This is a genomic window from Saccharopolyspora sp. NPDC045941 (genome assembly GCF_056431445.1).
Window position 1 is genome coordinate 34535 of sequence record NZ_JBWKKU010000061.1, and the last position, 18649, is coordinate 53183.

At 69.4% G+C, this 18649-nt stretch carries 18 protein-coding genes; 11 read left to right on the top strand and 7 right to left on the bottom strand.

Annotated features, from left to right (window positions below; genetic code table 11):
- Positions 1-36 precede the first annotated feature (36 nt).
- Positions 37-1059, bottom strand: a complete 1023-nt coding sequence (locus AC07FN_RS35430; RefSeq protein WP_478399559.1) for an Lrp/AsnC family transcriptional regulator — start codon at positions 1057-1059, stop codon at positions 37-39.
- Positions 1060-1219: 160 nt separating this feature from the next.
- Here AC07FN_RS35430 and AC07FN_RS35435 point away from each other — a divergent pair, with 160 nt between their 5' ends.
- Both AC07FN_RS35435 and AC07FN_RS35440 read left to right on the top strand, forming a co-directional pair.
- Entirely contained in the window at positions 1220-2722 is a 1503-nt protein-coding gene (locus AC07FN_RS35435) for an AbgT family transporter (RefSeq protein ID WP_478399581.1), read from the top strand.
- A gap of 29 nt (positions 2723-2751) precedes the next feature.
- Positions 2752-3909, top strand: coding sequence for a M20 family metallopeptidase (locus AC07FN_RS35440; RefSeq protein WP_478399560.1), 1158 nt, complete (start codon positions 2752-2754; stop codon positions 3907-3909).
- Between the two features lie 97 nt (positions 3910-4006).
- Here the strand turns inward: AC07FN_RS35440 and AC07FN_RS35445 are convergent, their stop codons facing one another.
- Entirely contained in the window at positions 4007-4528 is a 522-nt protein-coding gene (locus tag AC07FN_RS35445; protein WP_478399561.1) for a cupin domain-containing protein, read from the bottom strand.
- 58 nt (positions 4529-4586) lie between these two features.
- Here AC07FN_RS35445 and AC07FN_RS35450 point away from each other — a divergent pair, with 58 nt between their 5' ends.
- Genes AC07FN_RS35450 through AC07FN_RS35460 form a run of 3 tightly spaced genes read left to right on the top strand, consistent with a single transcriptional unit; the run spans position 4587 to position 6784 of the window.
- The gene (locus AC07FN_RS35450; RefSeq protein WP_452613737.1) at positions 4587-4766 is read left to right on the top strand and encodes a ribbon-helix-helix domain-containing protein; all 180 of its coding nucleotides are present in this window, start codon (positions 4587-4589) and stop codon (positions 4764-4766) included.
- A gap of 1 nt (position 4767) precedes the next feature.
- Positions 4768-5112 carry a VOC family protein gene (locus AC07FN_RS35455; RefSeq protein WP_478399562.1) on the top strand — a complete coding sequence of 115 codons (345 nt, stop codon included), beginning with the start codon at positions 4768-4770 and terminating at the stop codon, positions 5110-5112.
- A 55-nt stretch (positions 5113-5167) separates the two neighbouring features.
- A complete protein-coding gene (locus tag AC07FN_RS35460; protein ID WP_478399563.1) occupies positions 5168-6784 on the top strand; it encodes an MFS transporter in 1617 nt (538 codons plus the stop codon).
- Positions 6785-6814: 30 nt separating this feature from the next.
- Here the strand turns inward: AC07FN_RS35460 and AC07FN_RS35465 are convergent, their stop codons facing one another.
- From AC07FN_RS35465 to AC07FN_RS35475, 3 genes are read right to left on the bottom strand one after another with little or no spacing between them, the layout of a single operon-like run.
- Positions 6815-7603, bottom strand: coding sequence for a sugar phosphate isomerase/epimerase family protein (locus tag AC07FN_RS35465; RefSeq protein ID WP_478399564.1), 789 nt, complete (start codon positions 7601-7603; stop codon positions 6815-6817).
- Between the two features lie 7 nt (positions 7604-7610).
- On the bottom strand, positions 7611-8531 hold the full coding sequence (locus AC07FN_RS35470) for a sugar phosphate isomerase/epimerase family protein (protein ID WP_478399565.1): 921 nt from the start codon (positions 8529-8531) through the stop codon (positions 7611-7613).
- Positions 8532-8533: 2 nt separating this feature from the next.
- Entirely contained in the window at positions 8534-9664 is a 1131-nt protein-coding gene (locus AC07FN_RS35475; protein ID WP_478399566.1) for a Gfo/Idh/MocA family protein, read from the bottom strand.
- Positions 9665-9824: 160 nt separating this feature from the next.
- Between AC07FN_RS35475 and AC07FN_RS35480 the strand changes: the two genes are divergently transcribed.
- The 6 genes from AC07FN_RS35480 to AC07FN_RS35505 all read left to right on the top strand — a co-directional run bounded on the left by AC07FN_RS35480 (position 9825) and on the right by AC07FN_RS35505 (position 16212).
- Positions 9825-11060 carry an ROK family transcriptional regulator gene (locus AC07FN_RS35480; protein ID WP_478399567.1) on the top strand — a complete coding sequence of 412 codons (1236 nt, stop codon included), beginning with the start codon at positions 9825-9827 and terminating at the stop codon, positions 11058-11060.
- Between the two features lie 95 nt (positions 11061-11155).
- Positions 11156-12439: an ABC transporter substrate-binding protein gene (locus AC07FN_RS35485; protein WP_478399568.1), complete on the top strand. Its 1284-nt coding sequence runs from the start codon at positions 11156-11158 to the stop codon at positions 12437-12439.
- Between the two features lie 101 nt (positions 12440-12540).
- Positions 12541-13461 carry a carbohydrate ABC transporter permease gene (locus AC07FN_RS35490; protein WP_478399569.1) on the top strand — a complete coding sequence of 307 codons (921 nt, stop codon included), beginning with the start codon at positions 12541-12543 and terminating at the stop codon, positions 13459-13461.
- 95 nt (positions 13462-13556) lie between these two features.
- On the top strand, positions 13557-14354 hold the full coding sequence (locus tag AC07FN_RS35495) for a carbohydrate ABC transporter permease (protein ID WP_478399582.1): 798 nt from the start codon (positions 13557-13559) through the stop codon (positions 14352-14354).
- 29 nt (positions 14355-14383) lie between these two features.
- A complete protein-coding gene (locus tag AC07FN_RS35500) occupies positions 14384-15469 on the top strand; it encodes a Gfo/Idh/MocA family protein (protein ID WP_478399570.1) in 1086 nt (361 codons plus the stop codon).
- Positions 15466-16212, top strand: a complete 747-nt coding sequence (locus AC07FN_RS35505; protein WP_478399571.1) for a ThuA domain-containing protein — start codon at positions 15466-15468, stop codon at positions 16210-16212. Before AC07FN_RS35500 ends, AC07FN_RS35505 begins: the two co-directional genes overlap by 4 nt.
- Before the next feature lie 81 nt (positions 16213-16293).
- Here the strand turns inward: AC07FN_RS35505 and AC07FN_RS35510 are convergent, their stop codons facing one another.
- Together AC07FN_RS35510 and AC07FN_RS35515 are read right to left on the bottom strand one after the other, a co-directional pair.
- Positions 16294-17244: a hypothetical protein gene (locus AC07FN_RS35510; protein ID WP_478399572.1), complete on the bottom strand. Its 951-nt coding sequence runs from the start codon at positions 17242-17244 to the stop codon at positions 16294-16296.
- Positions 17245-17558: 314 nt separating this feature from the next.
- Positions 17559-18581, bottom strand: a complete 1023-nt coding sequence (locus tag AC07FN_RS35515; protein WP_478399573.1) for a PQQ-dependent sugar dehydrogenase — start codon at positions 18579-18581, stop codon at positions 17559-17561.
- Positions 18582-18649: the final 68 nt, after the last annotated feature.

Genomic DNA, 18649 nt, shown 5'->3' on the forward strand with positions numbered 1-18649 from the left:
GCACTCACGACCGGTTTCCCCAGTGCTGCAACCGGATCAGGGGCGCGGCGGCAGCACTGCGTGCACTCGATCGCCGAGGAGCACGTCGTTGTCGCGGTCGATCCACTGGCGGCGCAGGACCGCGAGCGCGGTCGACATGTTGAGGCCGTTGATTCCGGGGAGCGCGCCGATGTCTTCGGTGACGAACCGGGACAGGTGGTCTTCGTCGCGGAACACGGCGTGGTGGGTGATCGATGACGGCCCGGCCGTCATCACGGTGAACCGTCCGGACGGATGCGCGCCCAGTTCGGCCAGCACCGCCGGGATGTGCTGCGGTTGGACGTCGAGGATGATCAGCGCCGTGAGCGGGAAGCCGAGGACCGCCGGTTCGATCTCCACCCGGGGACGGGCGGCACCTGCCTCCAGCACCGATTGGATCAGCCGGTACGCGGTCGACCGGCTGACGTCGAGCTCGCGCGCGGCCTGCGCCGCGGAGATCCGGCCGTCGTCGAAGAGCAGCCGCAGCGCGTTGAACTCGGCTTCGTTGAGCGGCCCGACGCGCTCCGGCGGCGAGCTGGGGTCGGCGTCGGCGTGCCCGCGCAGTGTCGCGGCCTGCTCGTCGGTGAGCCGGTCGAGGTGCCACGCCACGGCCTGCCTCGCCGTGCGCAGCACGAGGTGCGACTCGATCGACGCGATGCCCGGTATGGCGGGCAGCGTTCGGGTCAGCAGGCGGCGCAGGTCGGTTCCCGCCAGCGGGTAGATGGTGCAGTGGATGTCCGCGTCGCCGCTGGTGATCAGGATGGACTGGGCCTCCGGCACCTGCTGGATCGCCGCCGCGACGCCGGAGGTCATGCCGGGCTCGCACTTGATCCACACCACGTAGGGGTTGGCGGTGAGGATCAGCGACCAGTGCACGGTGGAGATGAAGCGCAGCAGCCGGCCGTCCTGCAGCCGCTGGATCCGCCGGCCCACCGTGCTGGCCGAGGTGCCCAGGACCTCCGCGACGGCGTTCAGCGGTGCCCGGGGCGTGAGTTGCAGCGCGGCGACCAGATCGAGGTCCGCGTCATCCAGAGTTTGCAAAACCTCACCTCGCGTTGAACGTTTTGCCCGTTGACTTCGCCTACGTTGACACAAGCCTGCACATGAATATTAGATGCGGGATCAAATCACCGTATTACGAAGGCGGAGGGATCCTGTGAGCGAGGTGACGACTCGACGACGTTCGGTGACGTCGTTGGTGATGCGCGTGCTCGACGTGGTGGACCGGGTCGGGAACAAGCTGCCGCATCCCTTCTGGCTCTTCGTGATCCTCAGCGCGGTGGTGGTGCTGGCGAGCTGGCTGCTGGCCGCGCTCGGCGTCTCCGCGATCTCCCCGGTGGACGGCAAGGAGGTCGGGGTCAAGAGCCTCATCTCCGGCGCCGGGGTCCAGATGATGCTCGGCGACCTGATCAAGAACTTCGTGAACTTCCCGCCGCTCGGGATGATCGTGGTGGTCATGCTCGGCGTGGCCATCGCGGACAAGACCGGGCTGCTGGCGGCGATGATGCGGGCCGCGCTGGCCAAGGTGCCCGCCGGGCTGGTCACCTTCTCCGTCGCGCTGACCTCGATGTTCGCCCACCTGGCCTCGGATGCCGCGTTCGTGGTGATGATCCCGCTCGGCATGATCGTGTTCCGGGCCGTGGGCCGCAGCCCGATCATCGGCGCGGTCGTGGCCTACGTCGCCGTCGGCGGCGCCAGCAGCATCAGCCCGGTGATCGAGGCGTCGGACGCGGTCTTCGCCGGCCTCACCACGTCGGCCGCGCACACCATCGACCCGGACTACCTGGTCACCCCGGTGTCCAACTACTACTTCTCGGCGGCGTCCTCGCTGCTGCTGGCGGTCTCGATCACCGTGGTGACCGAGCTCGTCGTCGCCCGCCGGGTCGCCGCGATGAACGCCGTCGAGCCGGAGCTGACCGGTGTCGACGAGCTGCCCGACATGTCCCTGTCCGCCGCCGAGCGCACCGGGGTGCGGCGGGCGCTGATCGCCGCGGCGCTCTTCCTCGCCGCGGTGGTGCTCGCCGTGCTGCCGAGCGGCTCGCCGCTGCGCGGCGAGGGCGGCTCCATCGTGGACTCCCCGCTGATGGAGAACGTCGCGGTGATCATGATGCTGTTCTTCATGGTCATCGGCACCGTCTACGGCCTGGCGGTGAAGACCATCAGCTCGGCCAAGGACTTCCCGGAGCTGATGGGCCAGGGGCTGCGCGAACTGGTCCCGGTGCTGGTGCTGTTCTTCGCGGTCTCGCAGTTCCTCGCGTACTTCAAGTGGACCAACATCGGCCAGGTCATCGCGATCTCCGGCGCCGGCGTGCTCGACTCGATCGACGCGCCGCCCGTGGTGATCTTCGTGAGCACGGTGCTGCTGATCAGCGCGCTGAACCTGCTGCTCACCAGCGGCTCGGCGATGTGGGCGCTGGTCGCCCCGGTGCTGGTGCCGATGCTGATGCTGCTGGACATCCACCCGGAGACCACCCAGGCCCTGTTCCGCGTCGCCGACGCGCCGACCAACAGCCTCACGCCGATGAGCCCGTACTTCGTCATCGCGCTCGGATTCATCCGCCGCTACCGCCCGTCCGCCGGGATCGGCACCCTGATGTCGCTCGTGCTGCCGCTGGCGCTCGTCAACCTGTGCGTCTGGGTCCTGATGTTCCTGGCCTGGTACGCGCTCGGCATCCCGCTCGGCCCCGGCGTTCCCGTCCGATGAACCACCCCCAACGCAGGAAGGCGCACGATTTGTCCGCGAAGCCGTTGTCCACGTGGTGCCGAGACCGGCTGGACGAGCTGCTCGGCGATGTGTCGATGCTGGTGCACCACGAGTCGCCGAGCAGCGAGAAAGCGTTGCTGGACGAGACAGCCGATTCGATCACGACGTGGCTGCGGGACCGGCTCGGCGCACCGTCCCGGCTAACTCGGCACGAACACGCCGAGCACGGTGACCTGCTGGAGGTGACCTACGCCGGCTCCACCGAAGCGACCGTGCTCATGATCGGCCACTACGACACCGTCTGGCCCGCGGGAACCGTGGACGGGTGGCCGTTCGCCGTGCGGGAGGACGGGACGGCGACCGGGCCGGGCGTCTACGACATGAAAACCGGCCTCGTCACCGGGGTCTGGGCGCTGCTGGCGCTGCGCGCGTTCGACCTGCCGTGCCCGACCGTGCGGTTCATGTTCAACGGCGACGAAGAACTCGGCAGCCCGATGTCCCGCCCCCACATCGAACGCGCGGCGCCGGACTGCTCGGCGACGCTGGTGCTGGAACCGGGGGTCGGCTGGGACGTCAAGGCGGAGCGCAAGGGTGTCGGGATCTTCACCGTCACCGCGCACGGCGTGGAGGCCCATTCCGGGAACAACGCCACCGACGGCGCGAGCGCGGTCCACGCGCTCGCCGAGATCATCCACCGGCTCGCCGGCGAAGCCGACCACGAGCGCGGCACCACGATCAACGTCGGCACGATGAGCGGCGGCACCGCCCGCAACGTCATCGCGGGCAGGGCGAGCTGCCTCGTCGACATCCGGATCAGCGACCAGGCCGAGGCCGACCGGATCGACGCGGTCTTCGCCGGACTCCGCGCCGGCGACCCGCGGGTGCGGGTGGAAGTCGACGGGAAGTGGAGCCGCCCGCCCATGCGGCTCACCCCGGAGAGCAGGCGGCTGTTCGGCCTCGCCGACGAGGTCGCCGCGTCCGTGCGCGCGCCGCTCGAACCGATCAGCGTCGGAGGCGGCAGCGACGCGAACTTCGTTTCCGCACTTGGCCTTCCGGTGCTCGACGGGCTCGGCGCCAGCGGCGACGGCGCGCACGCCCTGCACGAGCACGTGATCGTCGACGACATCCCGGACCGGGTCGCACTCGTCGCCGGACTGCTGCGGCGAATCGCCGACGACGCGTCTTGAGTTGTTGCGGGCTTGGCGCTGGCAGCCGGCGCCAAGCCCGCACGTGTCGCTGCAGCATGGGAACAACGTTTGACCACGGTGCTCTGCCGGGATGGCACTACCAAGCCCCGCGGGGACCACTACGCCGCTCTGATGGCGTGCAAGACCACCAGGCAGTGCTGGTGACGAAATGGGTGTCGTAGCGGTTTTGCTCGGTGAGCAGGCTGTCGCGGCCGGCTTCGCCCCGGCGGATCCGGGCGACCTGCCGAAGGTAGTCGAACCGTTCGACGCCAGGGGTGATCGCGATCAGGGCGTCGGCGGTGCTGTTCGGGTCGGCGCGGAAGGCGTGATCACAGCACGGTGGGACGACCAGGAAGTCACCCGAGCCAGCGGTGATGATCTCCGAGCCCACGAGCACCTCGAGCCTTCCGTCGACGACGAAGAACAGTTCGGACGAGTGGTTGTGCCGATGCGGGACCGCGCCGTCGGCACCGCGGGCGAGCTGGATGCGATGGGCGCTGAGCGCACCGTTGGTGGCACTGGCGTCAGCCAGTAGATGGTGACCGATTTCGGGCAAATGCTCGGCATCGCCGGCCCGGACGACAACCGGGGCGTGAGAGCCGGGCGCAAAAACAGACATGTGCAACCCTCTTCCAGGAAGCTAGCTCAATAGCTTGCTAGCATGCTAGCATCACTTCATGGGCGATGCGGAGGTCAAGCAGTTCAACGTGTACCTGCCGGTGGAGCTGATCAGGCAGGTCAAGCATCACGCGATCGAGGAAGGCATGTCCTTGTCGGCGCTGGTCGCCGACGCGCTGCGCGCCTACCTCGACGACGCCCACGAGCAGCGACAGCACACTTCCGAAAAGGAGTCATGACATGGCGACCGAAGGGATCGAGGCGGTGTTCCTGGAGACCCGCAACTGGGGAAAGGCCGCAAAGTTCTTCCAGGCACTGGGTTTCGAACTGGAGATCTCCACCGGCGATGGATCCGGCGTGTTCCGCAACGGAGAGGGGCCTTATCTCGTCGTTGCGGAGATCCCCGAGGACCGGGAGCCCGGGGTGCAGGTCGCGTTGAGGGTGCGCGATGCGGACCGGTTCAGTCCCGATCCTGCCGTCGATGTGGTCACCCCGTTCGAGGACACCCACTACGGGACCCGGGAGATGACCGTCCGTGATCCGGACGGGCGGCTGTGGAGCCTGCAGGCCCCCGCCAAGAACTGACACCTGCGTTGGGGATGCGAGGAACAAGACTCGAGGAGCAAATGGTGGGATTCGAATGAGTCGATGGCGCGGCAATCCCTGGGCGGTACTGCTGACGCTCAGCCTGGGATTCTTCCTGACGTTGCTGGATCTGACGGCCGTCAACGTCGCCATCCCCAGCATGATCGATGACCTGCACGCGTCGCTGGACGAGGTGTTGTGGGTCATCAACATCTACATCCTCGCCCTCGCCGCATTGCTGATCACATTCGGTCGGCTGGGGGATGTGCATGGGCCACGCACCATGTTCGTCGTGGGCGTCGCGCTGTTCACGGTGGCGTCCGTGCTGTGCGGCCTGTCGCAGGATCCGGTCCAGCTCATCGTCGCCCGGGCCGTGCAGGGCCTGGGCGCGGCGGCGCTGATACCGCAGACGATGACGATCATCATCGCCACTTTCCAGGCCGAGCGCCGGGGCACGGCGCTCGGCGTCTGGGGCGCGGTCGCGGGCGTGGCCACGATCGCCGGGCCCACACTCGGCGGACTCTTGGTCAGTACGGTCGGCTGGCGCTGGATCTTCTTCGTCAACGTCCCGATCGGCGCGGTCGTGCTCGCGATGGCCGTCACGCTCGTGCCCGATGTCCGGCACGGCGCCCGCCGCAGGCTGGACGTCCTGGGCGTCGTGCTCGCCGCAACAACGCTGGTGTGCCTGACCTTCGCGCTCACCGAAGGTGAGCGGTACGACTGGAACGCCGGGATCTGGGCGCTGCTCGGCGGGGCCGTGCTGCTGCTGGTGGTGTTCCTGATCCACCAGCGCATTCGGCAGCACGGCGAACCGCTGCTGCCCTTCGCGCTCTTCCACGACCGAAACTTCGCGGTCATGAGCTTCGTGTCCGCGACAGTCCAGGTCGGGATGCTCGGCCTGTTCCTGCCGGTGATGATCTACCTGCAGTCGGTGCTGAACTTCAGCGCGCTCAAGGCCGGTCTGGTGATGGCGCCGGCGATGGTGGTGTCGGCGGCCCTGTCGCCGGTCGCGGGCCGGATGGCGGATCGGATCGGCGGCAAGTACATCCTGATGAGCGGCCTGACCCTGTTCGCGGCCGGAATGGCCTGGCTCACCTGGGTCACCGATGTCGGCCGCGCGTGGTGGGAGTTCCAACCGGCCCTGATCACGGCCGGAGTAGGCATTGGGTGCGTGTTCGGTCCGATGGTCACAGTCGCGATGTACAACGTGGAGCCCAAGATGGCCGGGGCCGCCTCTGGCGTGCTGAACACGATCCGGCAGATCGGCACGGTCATCGGCAGCGCCGCGGTCGGCGCTGTGCTGCAGAACCGCTTGGCCGCCTCGCTTCAGGACGAAGCGGCCAAGCAGGCCGCCGGCCTTCCGGCGAGCGTCCGCGACCAGTTCGTGGCTGGTTTCGATAACGCCGCCAAGGGCGGTCTGGAGGTCGGCGCCGGGCAGGGCGGCGCGGCGTTCCAACCGCCGCCGGGAATGCCGACGAGCCTCGCCCACCACATCCAGCAGGCGGCGGCATCTGTGTTCGAGCACGGGGTCGTCCAAGCGATGCGGCCGACGCTGGTACTGCCCATCGCCGTGATCGCGGTCGGCGCCGTCTCGTGCCTGTCGGTGCGGCGCCGACAGGTCGACAGCCAGCGAAACGTTCAAGAATCAGTCGACGCCGGCACCTCGGCCTAGCAACTGCGGCGGATGCTCCGGGACGAACCACTAGGCCCAGCGGGAATGGCCCTCGTTCACGAGGATGTTGGCGTTGGTGGCGAGGAGCTCGAACGGATCCTGTTCGGTGGAGTCGATTTCGGCCACGTGCCACCGGATTCCCGATGCATCCCGGAGCGCTTCGGCAATGTCGACCGCACCCGTGCCGATCGGCGTCTGGGGCGCTCCGGGCAGGGCCGGGCCGTCCTTGAGGTGGACCGCGACGGCCCGGGAGCCCAGGGACGCCAGGACCGACGCCGGATCGGCACCCGCCGCGACCGCCCAGTAGACGTCGAGTTCCGCGAGGACGCCGTCGCCCGCGCGGGACCAGAAGCGGTCGAATCCCGTGGTGCCGTCCGGGAGTTCGGCCCATTCGAACCAGTGGTTGTGGTAGCCCAGGCGCAGATCGGCCGAGACCGATTCGGCGGCCGCGGTCAGGACCCCGGCGAGGGCGTCGACCCGGGCCGGGTCGGCGAAGGTCTCCTCGCCGAAGCCCGGGACCAGGCGCGGATGCGGGACGAACGCCGTGTCGGCGCCCAGGATCGCGCACTCCTCCACCAGTTCCGCCACGTCGCCGGGCAGCCCGGCGTGCACCGCCGACACCGCCAGGCCCGCCGCGTCGAGGCCCGCGCGCAGGGCGCGGGCCTCGGCCAGGCGATCGGCCGGCGGCTTCTCCGGGGAGCCGAGGCCGAACGGCTCGACGTAGCGGAAGCCGATCTCGGCCAGCCGCGCCAGGGTCGCGTGCCGGTCGGCCGCCAGTTGTTCGCGGACGCTGTAGAGCTGCACGGAAAGCAAGGCCACCTCCGGCTCAGCCGACGATCAGCGGGCGCAGGGTCCGGTGCGCGATGTTCAGGCCCTGGGTGATGCGCTCGTCGTCGCCGCCCCACACCGGGTCCTCGTGCTCCACCGACAGCGTGCCCGTGAAGCCGTGCTCGTAGAGGCGGTCCACGACGCGCGTCCAGTCGACCTGGCCCAGGCCCGGCACGCGGTAGCGCCACCAGCCCATGTCCCAGGGGTTGCCGCCCTTGTCGACCTTGCCGAAGAAGCCGTAGCGCTGCCGCGCCGCCGGGTCCAGCTCCACGTCCTTCGCCTGGGCGTGCACGATGCGGTCGATGTAGGGCGCGATGGTCTCGACCGGGTCGATGCCGATCCACGTCAGGTGCGACGGATCCCAGTTCAGGTACAGGCCGAGGCCGAACATCCACTCCCACAGCTCCGGCGAGTACGCCAGGTTCCCGGGATAGCCGTCCGGGTGCCAGCCCTCCATCACGCAGTTCTCGACGATGATCTTCACGTCCCGCTCGCCCGCGTACTCGACGAGTTCCGGCAGCACCCGTTCCGCTTCGGCGAGGTTGTCGGCCACCGGCTTCGTCCAGTCGCGGCCCACGAACGTGCCGACGTAGGGCACGCCGAGCGCCTGCGCCGCGTCGATCGCGTGCTTGAGGTGCGTGCGGATCTCCTCGCGCCGCGCCGGATCCGGGTGGAGGTTGTTCTCGTAGTAGGCGAACGCCGACAGCGTCAGGCCGTGCTTGTCGAACAGCGCGAGGGTCTCGTCGGCCTCGCGCGGGCCGAAGTCGGCCACCGGCAGGTGCGCGGCCTCGAAGTCGCGGCCGCCGGTGCCCGGCCAGACGGCGACTTCCAGCGCCTCGTACCCGGCCTGCGCGGCCCAGCCGGCGATCCGGTCCAGCGTCCACTGTGGAAGACACGCGGTGAGCATTCCGAGCTGCATGATCACACCTTCGTCCAGGAACCGTTGTGGGCGGAGCGGAGGACGGCGTCGACCAGCCGGGCCGATCGCAGGCCGTCCTCGAACGTGGGCAGCCCCTCCGGGCTGCCGCCGTCGATCGCGGCGTAGGTGTCCGCGACGAATGCTTCGAAGCACTGCGCGTACCCCTGCGCGTGCCCGGCGGGCAGTTTCGACAACCGGCGCTGCTCGGGCGAACCGTGCTCGGGGTCGCGGACCAGGATGCGGTTGCCGTCGGTGCCGCCGAGCCAGATCCGCTCGGGTTCCTCCTGGTCGAACACCGCGCTGCCCAGCGCGCCGTCCAGCTCGAACCACAGCCGGTTCTTCCGGCCCGCGGCGACCTGCGAGATCGTCGCCGAGCCGAGCACGCCGGCGGCGGTGCGCAGCAGCAGCGCGGCCGAATCCTCGGTGCGGACCTCGACCCGGTCACCCGCGACCTCGGTGGGCCCGGCGAAGGTCGGCCCGGCCGCCGCCGGACGGGCCGGGACCACAATGGACAATTCGGCGAGCACGTCCGTGAACGTCTCGCCGGAAACCCACTGAACCAGGTCGCACCAGTGCGACCCGATGTCGGCGAACGCCCGCGACGGCCCGCCGAGCCCCGGATCGACCCGCCAGCTCGACGCGTCCGGCGAGAGCATCCAGTCCTGCAGGTAGCTGCCGTGCAGCAGGTTCCAGGCGCCGAACTCGCCGGCCTGCCGCCTGGCGCGGATCTCCCGCACCACCGGGTGGTAGCGGTAGACGAACGGAACCGACGCCACCAGGCCGCTCCCCGCCGCCGCGGCGGTCATCCGCTCGGCCTCCGCCGTCGAAATGCCCAGCGGCTTCTCGCAGATCACGTGCTTCCCAGCGCGCAGGGCGGCTTCCGCGAACGGCGCGTGCGTGGCGTTCGGCGTGCAGACGTGGACCACGTCGACGCGGGCGTCGGCCAGCACCTCGGCGAGGTCCTGGTACGCGGCCACGCCCCAGCCCGCCGCCACCTGCTTCGAACGCTGCGGCGACGACGCCAGGACGCCGACCACCTCGGCGCCCGCGAGGATCGCCGCGCGGCGGTGCACGTCGCCGATCATCCCGGCGCCCAGGATCGCCACGCCTCGCCCGGAAGGTGCAGGGCTCACGAGGAGCCTCCTTCGGTTGGAACTGTTGACAACTACGGGTGTCTCACGCCCGAATTTCGTCGCGGTCAAAACTAGATCGCCCGTTTTAAGTCGGCAAGATCTGTGATTTATTTTCTTTTCGGTCATTAATCGAACGCATGGCACGACGGGAGCAGTGACGATGGGGTGGGAACCGGTCCGGTTGGCGGTGCCGAGGACATCCGGGCGGGCCGACGGCAACCTGGTGCACAGCGGGCTGGCCCGGCTGATCGCGTCGGGAGCTGCGGAAACGCGGGTCGAGCTGGTGCGCGCCACCGGGCTCGCGCGGTCCACGGTCAACAGCCACCTCGACGCGCTGATCGCGGCCGGCGTGGTCGTCGAACGCGGCCCGGTGGGCAGTGGCGGGCGCGGGCGGCCCGCGCACCGGCTGGCGATCGCGGCGCGCGCCGGCGTCGTGCTGGCCGCCGACGTCGGCGTGCACAGCACCCGGCTGGCGGTCGCCGATCTGGGTCAGGACGTGCTCGCCGAGCGGCAGGTGGCGCTCGACATCGCCGACGGCCCGGAGCATTCGCTGGACGTGCTCACCAAGCACCTGCACGACCTGCTGGGCGACCGCGGGGTCGCGCGGGACGAGGTGAAGGCGCTGGTGATGGGCCTGCCGGGGCCGGTCGATCCGCGGCTGGGCATGCCGGTGCGGCCGCCGATCATGCCCGGCTGGGACGGCTTCCCGGTCGGCGACGCGATGGCCGAGCGGTTCGCCTGCACGGCGTCGGTGGACAACGACGTGAACCTGATGGCCCTCGGCGAGGCCCGCGCGCTCCCGCAGGAGGAATCTCCCCTGCTGTTCCTGAAGATCGGCACCGGCATCGGCGGCGGCATCGTGTCCGCCGGCGGGGAGCTGCACCGGGGCTCCGACGGCGCGGCGGGCGACATCGGGCACATCCGGGTGCCCGGCGCGGACGACGTGGTCTGCCAGTGCGGCAACGTCGGCTGCGTGGAGGCCGTCGCGTCGGCCGAGGCGGTGATCCGGGCGCTGCGCACCGAGGAAGGCGGCCCGCAGAGCACCGAGGACCTCGCGCGGCTGTTGAGCGACGGCGATGCGACGGCCGTGCGCCAGGTCCGCTCCGCGGCCGCGACGATCGGCGAGGTGGTGGCGATGCTGGTGCACTTCTACAACCCGAAGCGGATCGTCCTCGGTGGACTCATCACCGCCGCCGGCGACGACATGCTCGCCGGCATCCGCAGCGTCGTCTACCGGCGCGCGCTGCCGCTGGCCACCCGGAACCTGTCGCTGGTCAACAGCGCGCTGGGACGCTCCGCCGGGCTCGCGGGCGCGGTCGTGGCCGCGATCGAGGCCGTGCTGTCGCCGGACGGGATCCATCGGCTGATGCTTGACACGCCGCATCCGCGCGGCTAACTATTTGAGCCGTCTCACGCCGCAGTTCTGCCCCGGAACCGGGACGCCGACGCGCGATCCCGATGTCCCGAACCGCGAAGCGGAGATGATCATCGATGAGGCTGAGAAGCGCCGCGTCCCAAGCAATCGCCGTGACCACCGCGCTCGCGCTCGCGGGCTGCGCGGGCGGATCGCCCGGCGGCCCGACCGCCGAGCAGGCGCCCGACGCGAAGGTCGTCGAACCGGCCGCCGCGCAGGGCGCCACGGGCGAGGTGACCGCCTGCGGCATCCGGGACACCGGGGTGTTCAAGACGCTGACGGATTCCTTCAACGCCGGGGGAGCCGGCGTCACCGCCCGCTACGTCGAGCTCGGCCAGGACACCGACGCCGCGCGGGCGCAGGCCATCCAGCGCCTCGAAGGCGGCTCGTCCGAGTGCGACGTCTACCTGATGGACGTCACCTGGGTCAGCGAGTGGGCCGCGCAGGGCTGGGTGCAGGACCAGACCAAGCTGGTCGAACAGCGCAAGGACGGCTTCATCCCGTCCACATTGGAAACCTCGCGCTACGCGGACCGCTACTGGGCCACGCCGTTCTACACCAACGCGGGCCTGGTGTTCTACCGCAACGACCGGGTGCCGCCGCCGACCAGCTGGAAGCAGGTGTACGAGCAGGCGAAGCAGGACCCGCAGAACAAGGTCGAGATCCAGGCCAAGCAGTACGAGGGCCTCACGGTGAACTTCCTCGAAATGCTGTACTCCGCGGGCGGTTCCGTGCTCGACGAGAACGGCACCATCACCATCGACTCGCCGCAGACCCGCGCGGTGCTGAACCTGATGGCCGACGGCGTGAAATCCGGCGCCGTCGACCGCGCCTCGCTGACCTACGACGAGGACGCCTCGCGGCGCGCCTACGAATCCGGCACCGCCGGCCACCTCCGCCAGTGGCCCAGCGCGTACAAGCTGATCCAGCAGACCGCCTCCGGGCCGGCCACCGCCGTCGCGCCGCTGCCCGCGTTCGACGAGAACAGCAAGCCGTCGGCCGTGCTGGGCGGCTGGAACTGGGCCATCGCCGCCGCCTCCGACAACGTCGGCGGGGCCGTGGCGTTCATCGACCACGCCACCGGCCCGGAGTTCCAGAAGACGATGGCCCTCAAGCACGCCCAGGCGCCCGTCGTGGCGAGCACCTACGACGACCCCGAGGTGCAGGCCGCGCTCCCGTTCATCACGCAGCTGAAGCAGTCCGTGATCAGCGCCAAGCCGCGACCGAAGTCGCCGGTGTACGCGCAGATCTCGAAGGCCATCAACAGCAACGTCTACCCGGTGCTGGCCGGGCAGGTCGACGTGGAGACCGCCGTGCAGAAGATGGCGGCGGACATCAAGACCGCCCAGGAAACCTTCTAGAGAGCATTTCAACAGTGGTTTGCATAGCGGTGCTGGTAGCGGTGCAAGCTGAGTCCCACACCGCAAGCGGCTACCGCCGCTTTTGAAACAGACGAGGTGTCATGACCACGGTGACGAAGCCGAAGAAGCAGCGCGTCGACCACCAGCAGCGGCGCACCGCCGTGCTGATGGTCGCGCCCGCGCTGGTCGTCATGTTCCTGGTGGCGGCGGTCCCGATCGGCTACGCGATCTGGCTGTCGCTGAACGTCTACAGCGTGCGGCAGGCGGGCCTGTCGAAGTTCGTCGGCCTGGGCAACTACCTGGAGGCGCTGGCCTCCCCGGCCTGGTGGCACGCCTTCGGGCAGACGTTCCTGTTCGCGATCGTCTCGGTGGGCCTGGAGGTGGTGCTCGGGGTCGCGATGGCGCTGCTGCTCAACATGGCGTTCCGCGGCCGGGGACTGCTCCGCTCCACGCTGCTCATCCCCTACGCCGTGCTCACCGTGGTCAGCGCCATCACCTGGCAGGCCATGTTCGAGTCGAACCTCGGCCTGGTGACCGGGATCCTGCGCGGACTGGGGCTGCCCGGCGGCGACATGGTGTGGCTGGCCGAGCCGGGCTACGCCATGGCGGTGATCATCGTCGCCGACGTCTGGAAGACCGCGCCGTTCGTGGCGCTGCTCGTGCTGGCGGGCCTGCAGGTCATCCCCGCCGACGTCTACGAGGCCGCCGACCTCGACGGCGCCGGCCGGTGGCAGACGTTCTGGCACGTCACGCTGCCGCTGCTGCGTCCGGCGATCGCGCTCGCCGCGATCTTCCGGCTGCTGGACGCGCTGCGGATCTTCGACCTGCCGTTCGTGCTCACCAAGGGCGCCAACGGGACGCAGACGATGTCCATGCTCGCCTACCAGGAACTCCGCGAGGGCAGGCTGATCGGGCAGGGCTCGGCGCTGTCCATCCTGACTTTCTGCACCGTGATGGTGGTGTCACTGGTGTACATCCGCTTCGCCGGGGGCAACATCCGCGACGTCTCCAGGGAGAACTGATGGCGATGGTCCTCGAAACCCCGAAACCCGCCCCACCGCGGCCGGCGCCCCGGCAGCGCGGGCGGGCGGACCGGAACCGGTTGCGGCCGGTGACGATGGTGTTCGTCGCGCTGGTCATGCTGGGCTCGCTGGTACCGTTCTACTGGCTGATCAACACGTCCCTGAAGACCGGCTCCGACCTGTCCTCGGGCAGCCTCTACCCCACCGATCCGTCGCTGCAGAACTACCTCGACGTCCTCCACAACGGCAACTTCCTGACCGCGCTGGGGAATTCGGTGCTGGTCGGCGTCGTCACCACGGCGCTGGCGCTGCTGTTCGCATCGTTCGCCGCGTACGCGCTGGCGCGGCTGAAGCTACCGCGCAAGGGCCTGATCCTGGGCCTGGTCCTGTCCGTCACCACGTTCCCGGTCATCGCGATCGCCGCGCCGATGTTCAAGATCTGGAGCGACATCGGCCTCTACGACACGCTGGCCGGGCTGATCATCCCGAAGCTCACCTTCGCGCTGCCGATGGCGATCTTCGTGCTCACCTCGTTCTTCCGCGAGATCCCGTTCGAACTGGAGGAATCGGCGCTGATCGACGGGGCCACGCCGTTCCAGGCGTTCCGCAAGATCATCCTCCCGCTGGCGGTACCGGGCCTGGCCACCACGGCGATCCTGGTGTTCATCTCGGTGTGGAACGAGTTCCTGCTCGCCGTCACGCTCACCTCCACCCCGGCGGCGCGGACCGTCCCGGTCGCCATCGCGTTCTTCGCCGGCACCAACGAGTTCGAGCAGCCGATCGGCACCATCAGCGCGGCCTCGGTGCTGGTCACCATCCCGCTGCTGGTCGTGGTCCTGATCTTCCAGAAGCGCATCGTCGCCGGACTCACCGCCGGCGCCATCAAGGGCTGAATCCACCTCTCACTAAGGAGCCACATCCAATGAGTGACCCCACGCTTCGGGTCGGAGTCATCGGCATCGGCTGGGCCGGCCAGCAGGCGCTCGCCGCCTACCAGGCGCTCCCGGACGTCGAGATCGTGGCGATCGCCGGGCAGGAGGCGGACCTGCTCGCCTCGCTCGGCGAGCAGTACGGCGCGAAGCACCTGTTCGAGAGCTGGGAGAAGCTCATCGAGCTGCCCGGTCTGGACGCGGTCAGCATCGCCGTCCCGACCTTCCTGCACGCGCCGATCGCCATCGCCGCGCTGAAGCGCGGCCTGCACGTGCTCAGCGAGAAACCGCTGGCGCGCAACGGCGTCGAGGGCCAGCAGATGGTGGACGCCGCGCGCTCGGCCGGCCGCGTGCTGGACATCGTGTTCAACCACCGGCTACGCGGCGACATCCAGACCCTCGGCGAGATCATCCACCGCGGCGACCTGGGCCGCCCGTACTACGCGAAGGCGTCCTGGATGCGGCGGCGCGGCATCCCGAAGCTGGGCAGCTGGTTCACCAACCAGGAGATGTCCGGCGGCGGCCCGCTGGCCGACATCGGCGTGCACGTGCTCGACTACTCGCTCTTCCTGCTCGGCGAGCCGCGCGTGACCTCGGTCAGCGCCGTCACCTACGCCGAGCTCGGGCACCGCGACATCGGCGAGATGAAGTGGAGCGCCAAGAGCGAGGCCGCCTCGAAGTTCGAGGTCGAGGACTTCGCGGCGGCGTTCCTCCGCCTTGAGGGCGGCGGCACGCTCGTGCTGGAGACCTCGTGGGCGGCGTTCCGGGACCCGCTCGACCTGATCGACTTCAGCGTCCTGGGCACCGACGGCGGCGCCGAGCTGCGGGCCGTCGGCGCGACCAAGGCCAAGGTCGGCGACCTGCGCGTGTACCGGGACGTCGACGGCGAGATCGCGGACTACACCCCGCCCGCCGAGCCGGGCCGCGCGCACGCCGGGGTCGTGGCGGACTTCGTCCGCGTGCTGCGGAACCCCGACGAGTGGGCCGCCAACGACGGCTCCACCGCGCTGAGGCGCGCCCGGGTGATCGACGCCTGCTACCAGTCCGCCGCCGAGAACAAGGAGATCACAGTCGAATGAGCCCGCTTCGCATCACAGTCTGGAACGAAGGCGTCCACGAGTCCACGCAGGACCCCGCCGGGATGGCGGAGTACTACCCCGGCGGTATCCACGGCGCCCTCGCCGCCGGGATCGGCGAGCAGCTGCCGGACGCGACGGTGCGCACCGCGCTGCTCAGCGACCCGGAGCACGGGCTGCCCGAGGAAGTGCTGGCCGACACCGACGTGCTGCTGTGGTGGGGCCACAAGGCGCACGGGCAGGTCGCCGACGAGGTGGTCGACCGGGTGCAGCGGCACGTGCTCGGCGGGATGGGCCTGCTGGTGCTGCACTCCGGGCACTTCTCCAAGATCTTCACCCGGCTGCTCGGCAGCACCTGCTCGCTGAGCTGGCGCAACGCCGCCGAACGCGAGGTGGTGTGGACGGTCGACCCGACGCACCCGATCGCCGAGGGCGTGCCGAACCCGCTGGTGATCCCCGAGCAGGAGACCTACGGCGAGTTCTTCGACATCCCGGCGCCGGACGAGCTGATCTTCATCAGCTCCTTCACCGGCGGCGAGGTGTTCCGCTCCGGCGTGACGTTCAACCGGGGCCGCGGCCGGATCTTCTACTTCAGCCCGGGCGACGAGCGCTACCCGGTGTACAACCAACCGGAGATCCGGCGAGTCCTGGCCAACGGCATCCGCTGGGCGGCCCAACCTGAGATCCCGCGCACGGCGCCCAGCGTCTCCAACCCACCCCGCGACTGGTACCTCGCGGAAGGGTGAACCGCGAAAGGCACCTTTCACCAACGCACTTGGTGAAAGGTGCCTTTCACCTTGCTTCCGAACCTCTCGCCTGGCGTTGGCTCAGATCTGGATCCCGGCCCAGCGCGCAAATCCGGCGAGGGAAGTCGTGGCGCGCCGGTCGGCGGTCGCGAGCGCACGAACAGTCTCGCGCACGGACGGGTGCATGCGAGTGTGGTGGGGTGAGACCCGGCGCGCCATGTTGAGTTCTCCGAGCGCTTTTTCCCGGTCGCCGTGCAGCATCCACGCACGTGCTTGGTCGATGTGGTGATGTCCCACGCGTTCCGGGCGCGTCGCATCCGCGACTGCTACGCGACTGGCGCGGGTCACGGCCTCGGTGCCGTCGTTGCGCTCCACCGGAACCGCGCACCAGTGGATCACGACATTGAGCTCGCTGGCATCGGTGTTGTAGTACGGGGCCGTCACCGCGCCCAGGGAGACTCTTGTCCGTGCTTCCCGGATGTGGTCGTCGGCGCGTTCGCCGTCACCGTTGCGCGCCGCCATGACCGCTGCGCGGAGATGCAGTGCCGCGACGCCATGAGCTGCGGCGTCGGGCCGTTGATCCTCGACGTGTCGCAGGGCGCGATCGAGCAACCGCAGCCCAGCCGCGTAGTGGCCGTTATGCAGGAAGTGCGTCGACCGGTGCCAGTCGGACACCGCACTCCGGAGCGGGTCACCGGTCGCGGTCGCGAGCACCACATGCCGCTCGGAGGCGGTTGCGGCGATGTCGGGGTGATCAAATCGCCCTCCAACGGTCGCGGCGAGCCGATACGCGTCGTGCAGCAGAGCGCGGTTCCGCTCACCCTGCCACGTCGTCGGTGATGTCTCGGCGACGTGCACGAAGAGATGGTGAAGCACCTGTGGGAGAACCATCGCCAGTTCGGCGTACTTCTGAGCCCGGCGAAGGGACTCGGCTCGATCGAGTTTCTTCCGGATGCTCTCCGGGTTCAGGGCCGGTTCCGCTGGTTGCGGGTCGTTGAAGCACTGAAGTGCTTCCCGCAGTTCGGAAATCACCGAAGCTTCACCGCGGAACCCGGAAATGTTGCCGGCGACCTGCGCGCCGTAGAGTTCGCGGACCTCTTGCGCTGGTGTCGTGGCAGTACCACGCTACCGCCGCGTGGACGCTGCGTGCGGTGCTGACGCTGCCGAATCCGGGCGATGTTCATGCACCGATCGCGGTGCTGAAACCTGATCCGCTGTGCTTCCTGCCTCTTGATCTCCAGCGGCGGTGGGGGCACCTTGGCCGACGCCCCGCCTAGGCCCGTGCCCCCACCGACACCAACCAGCTGCTCATGAACCTTGCTGCGGTCAGGCCCCTCGCCTCGTTTTCACGGGGTGACGCTGAGGATCTGGTCGTCGTCGGGGCCGGGACTGCCGTTGTTGTCCTGGTTGGACGTCGTCACCCAGAGGGTGCCGTCCGGGGCCGCGACGGCCGTGCGCAGGCGGCCGTACTCGCCCTGGAACAGCGCCTTCGGCTCGCCCAAGGTGCCGTCGTCGGCTAGCGGGATCTGCCACAGGCGCTGGCCGCGCAGCGCCGCGACGTAGACGTTGCCCTGGTGAATGGCCAGGCCGCTGGGCGATGCCTCCGACGTCTTCCAGGTGACCAGCGGGTCCACGTACTCGTCGTTGCCGCAGGTTCCCTCGCACACCGGCCAGCCGTAGTTCTTGCCGGCCTCGATGCGGTTGACCTCGTCCCAGGTGTTCTGGCCCAGCTCCGCCGAGAACAGCCGCCCGGCCGAATCCCAGGCGAGGCCCTGCGGGTTGCGGTGGCCCATCGAGTAGACCACCGAGTCGCCGAACGGGTTGTCCGGCGCGGGCTTCCCGTCGGTCGTCATGCGCAGGATCTTGCCGTTGAGGGAGTTCACGTCCTGCGCGTTGTCCGGGTCCTGGGCGTCGCCGGTGGTGGCGTAGAGCATCCCGTCCGGGCCGAAGGCCAGCCGGCCGCCGTTGTGGAACCGGTTCTTCTTGATGCCGGTCAGGATCGGCTGCGGTGCCTCGCCGAGGCGCAGCTTGGCGATCCTGTTGTCCTCGCTGGTGCTGTAGAAGACGAAGACCGTCTGGTCCGAGGCGAAGTCCGGCGACGCGGCGATGCCCATCAGGCCGCCCTCGCCGTCGGTGGGCTGGGAATCCTCGATGCGTTGCACCTCGGCGACCTGTCCGTCCTTCAAGGACATGATCTGGCCGGTGTCGCGCTGCGTGAACAGCGCCGAGTTGTCGGACAGGAACGCCAGACCCCAGGGGATGTCGAGCCCGGTGGTGACCGGGGTGGCCTCGGCCGCCGAGGCGGTCGGTGGGAACACCAGCGCCACTGCTGCGGCGCAGGCGATTAGCGCACTGGCACGACGGATCATCGCGCGGCCTCCTTCTGTCGGGGTGAGGCGGCGGATCACCAACAGCGATCCAAGCAAACCGCGACCAC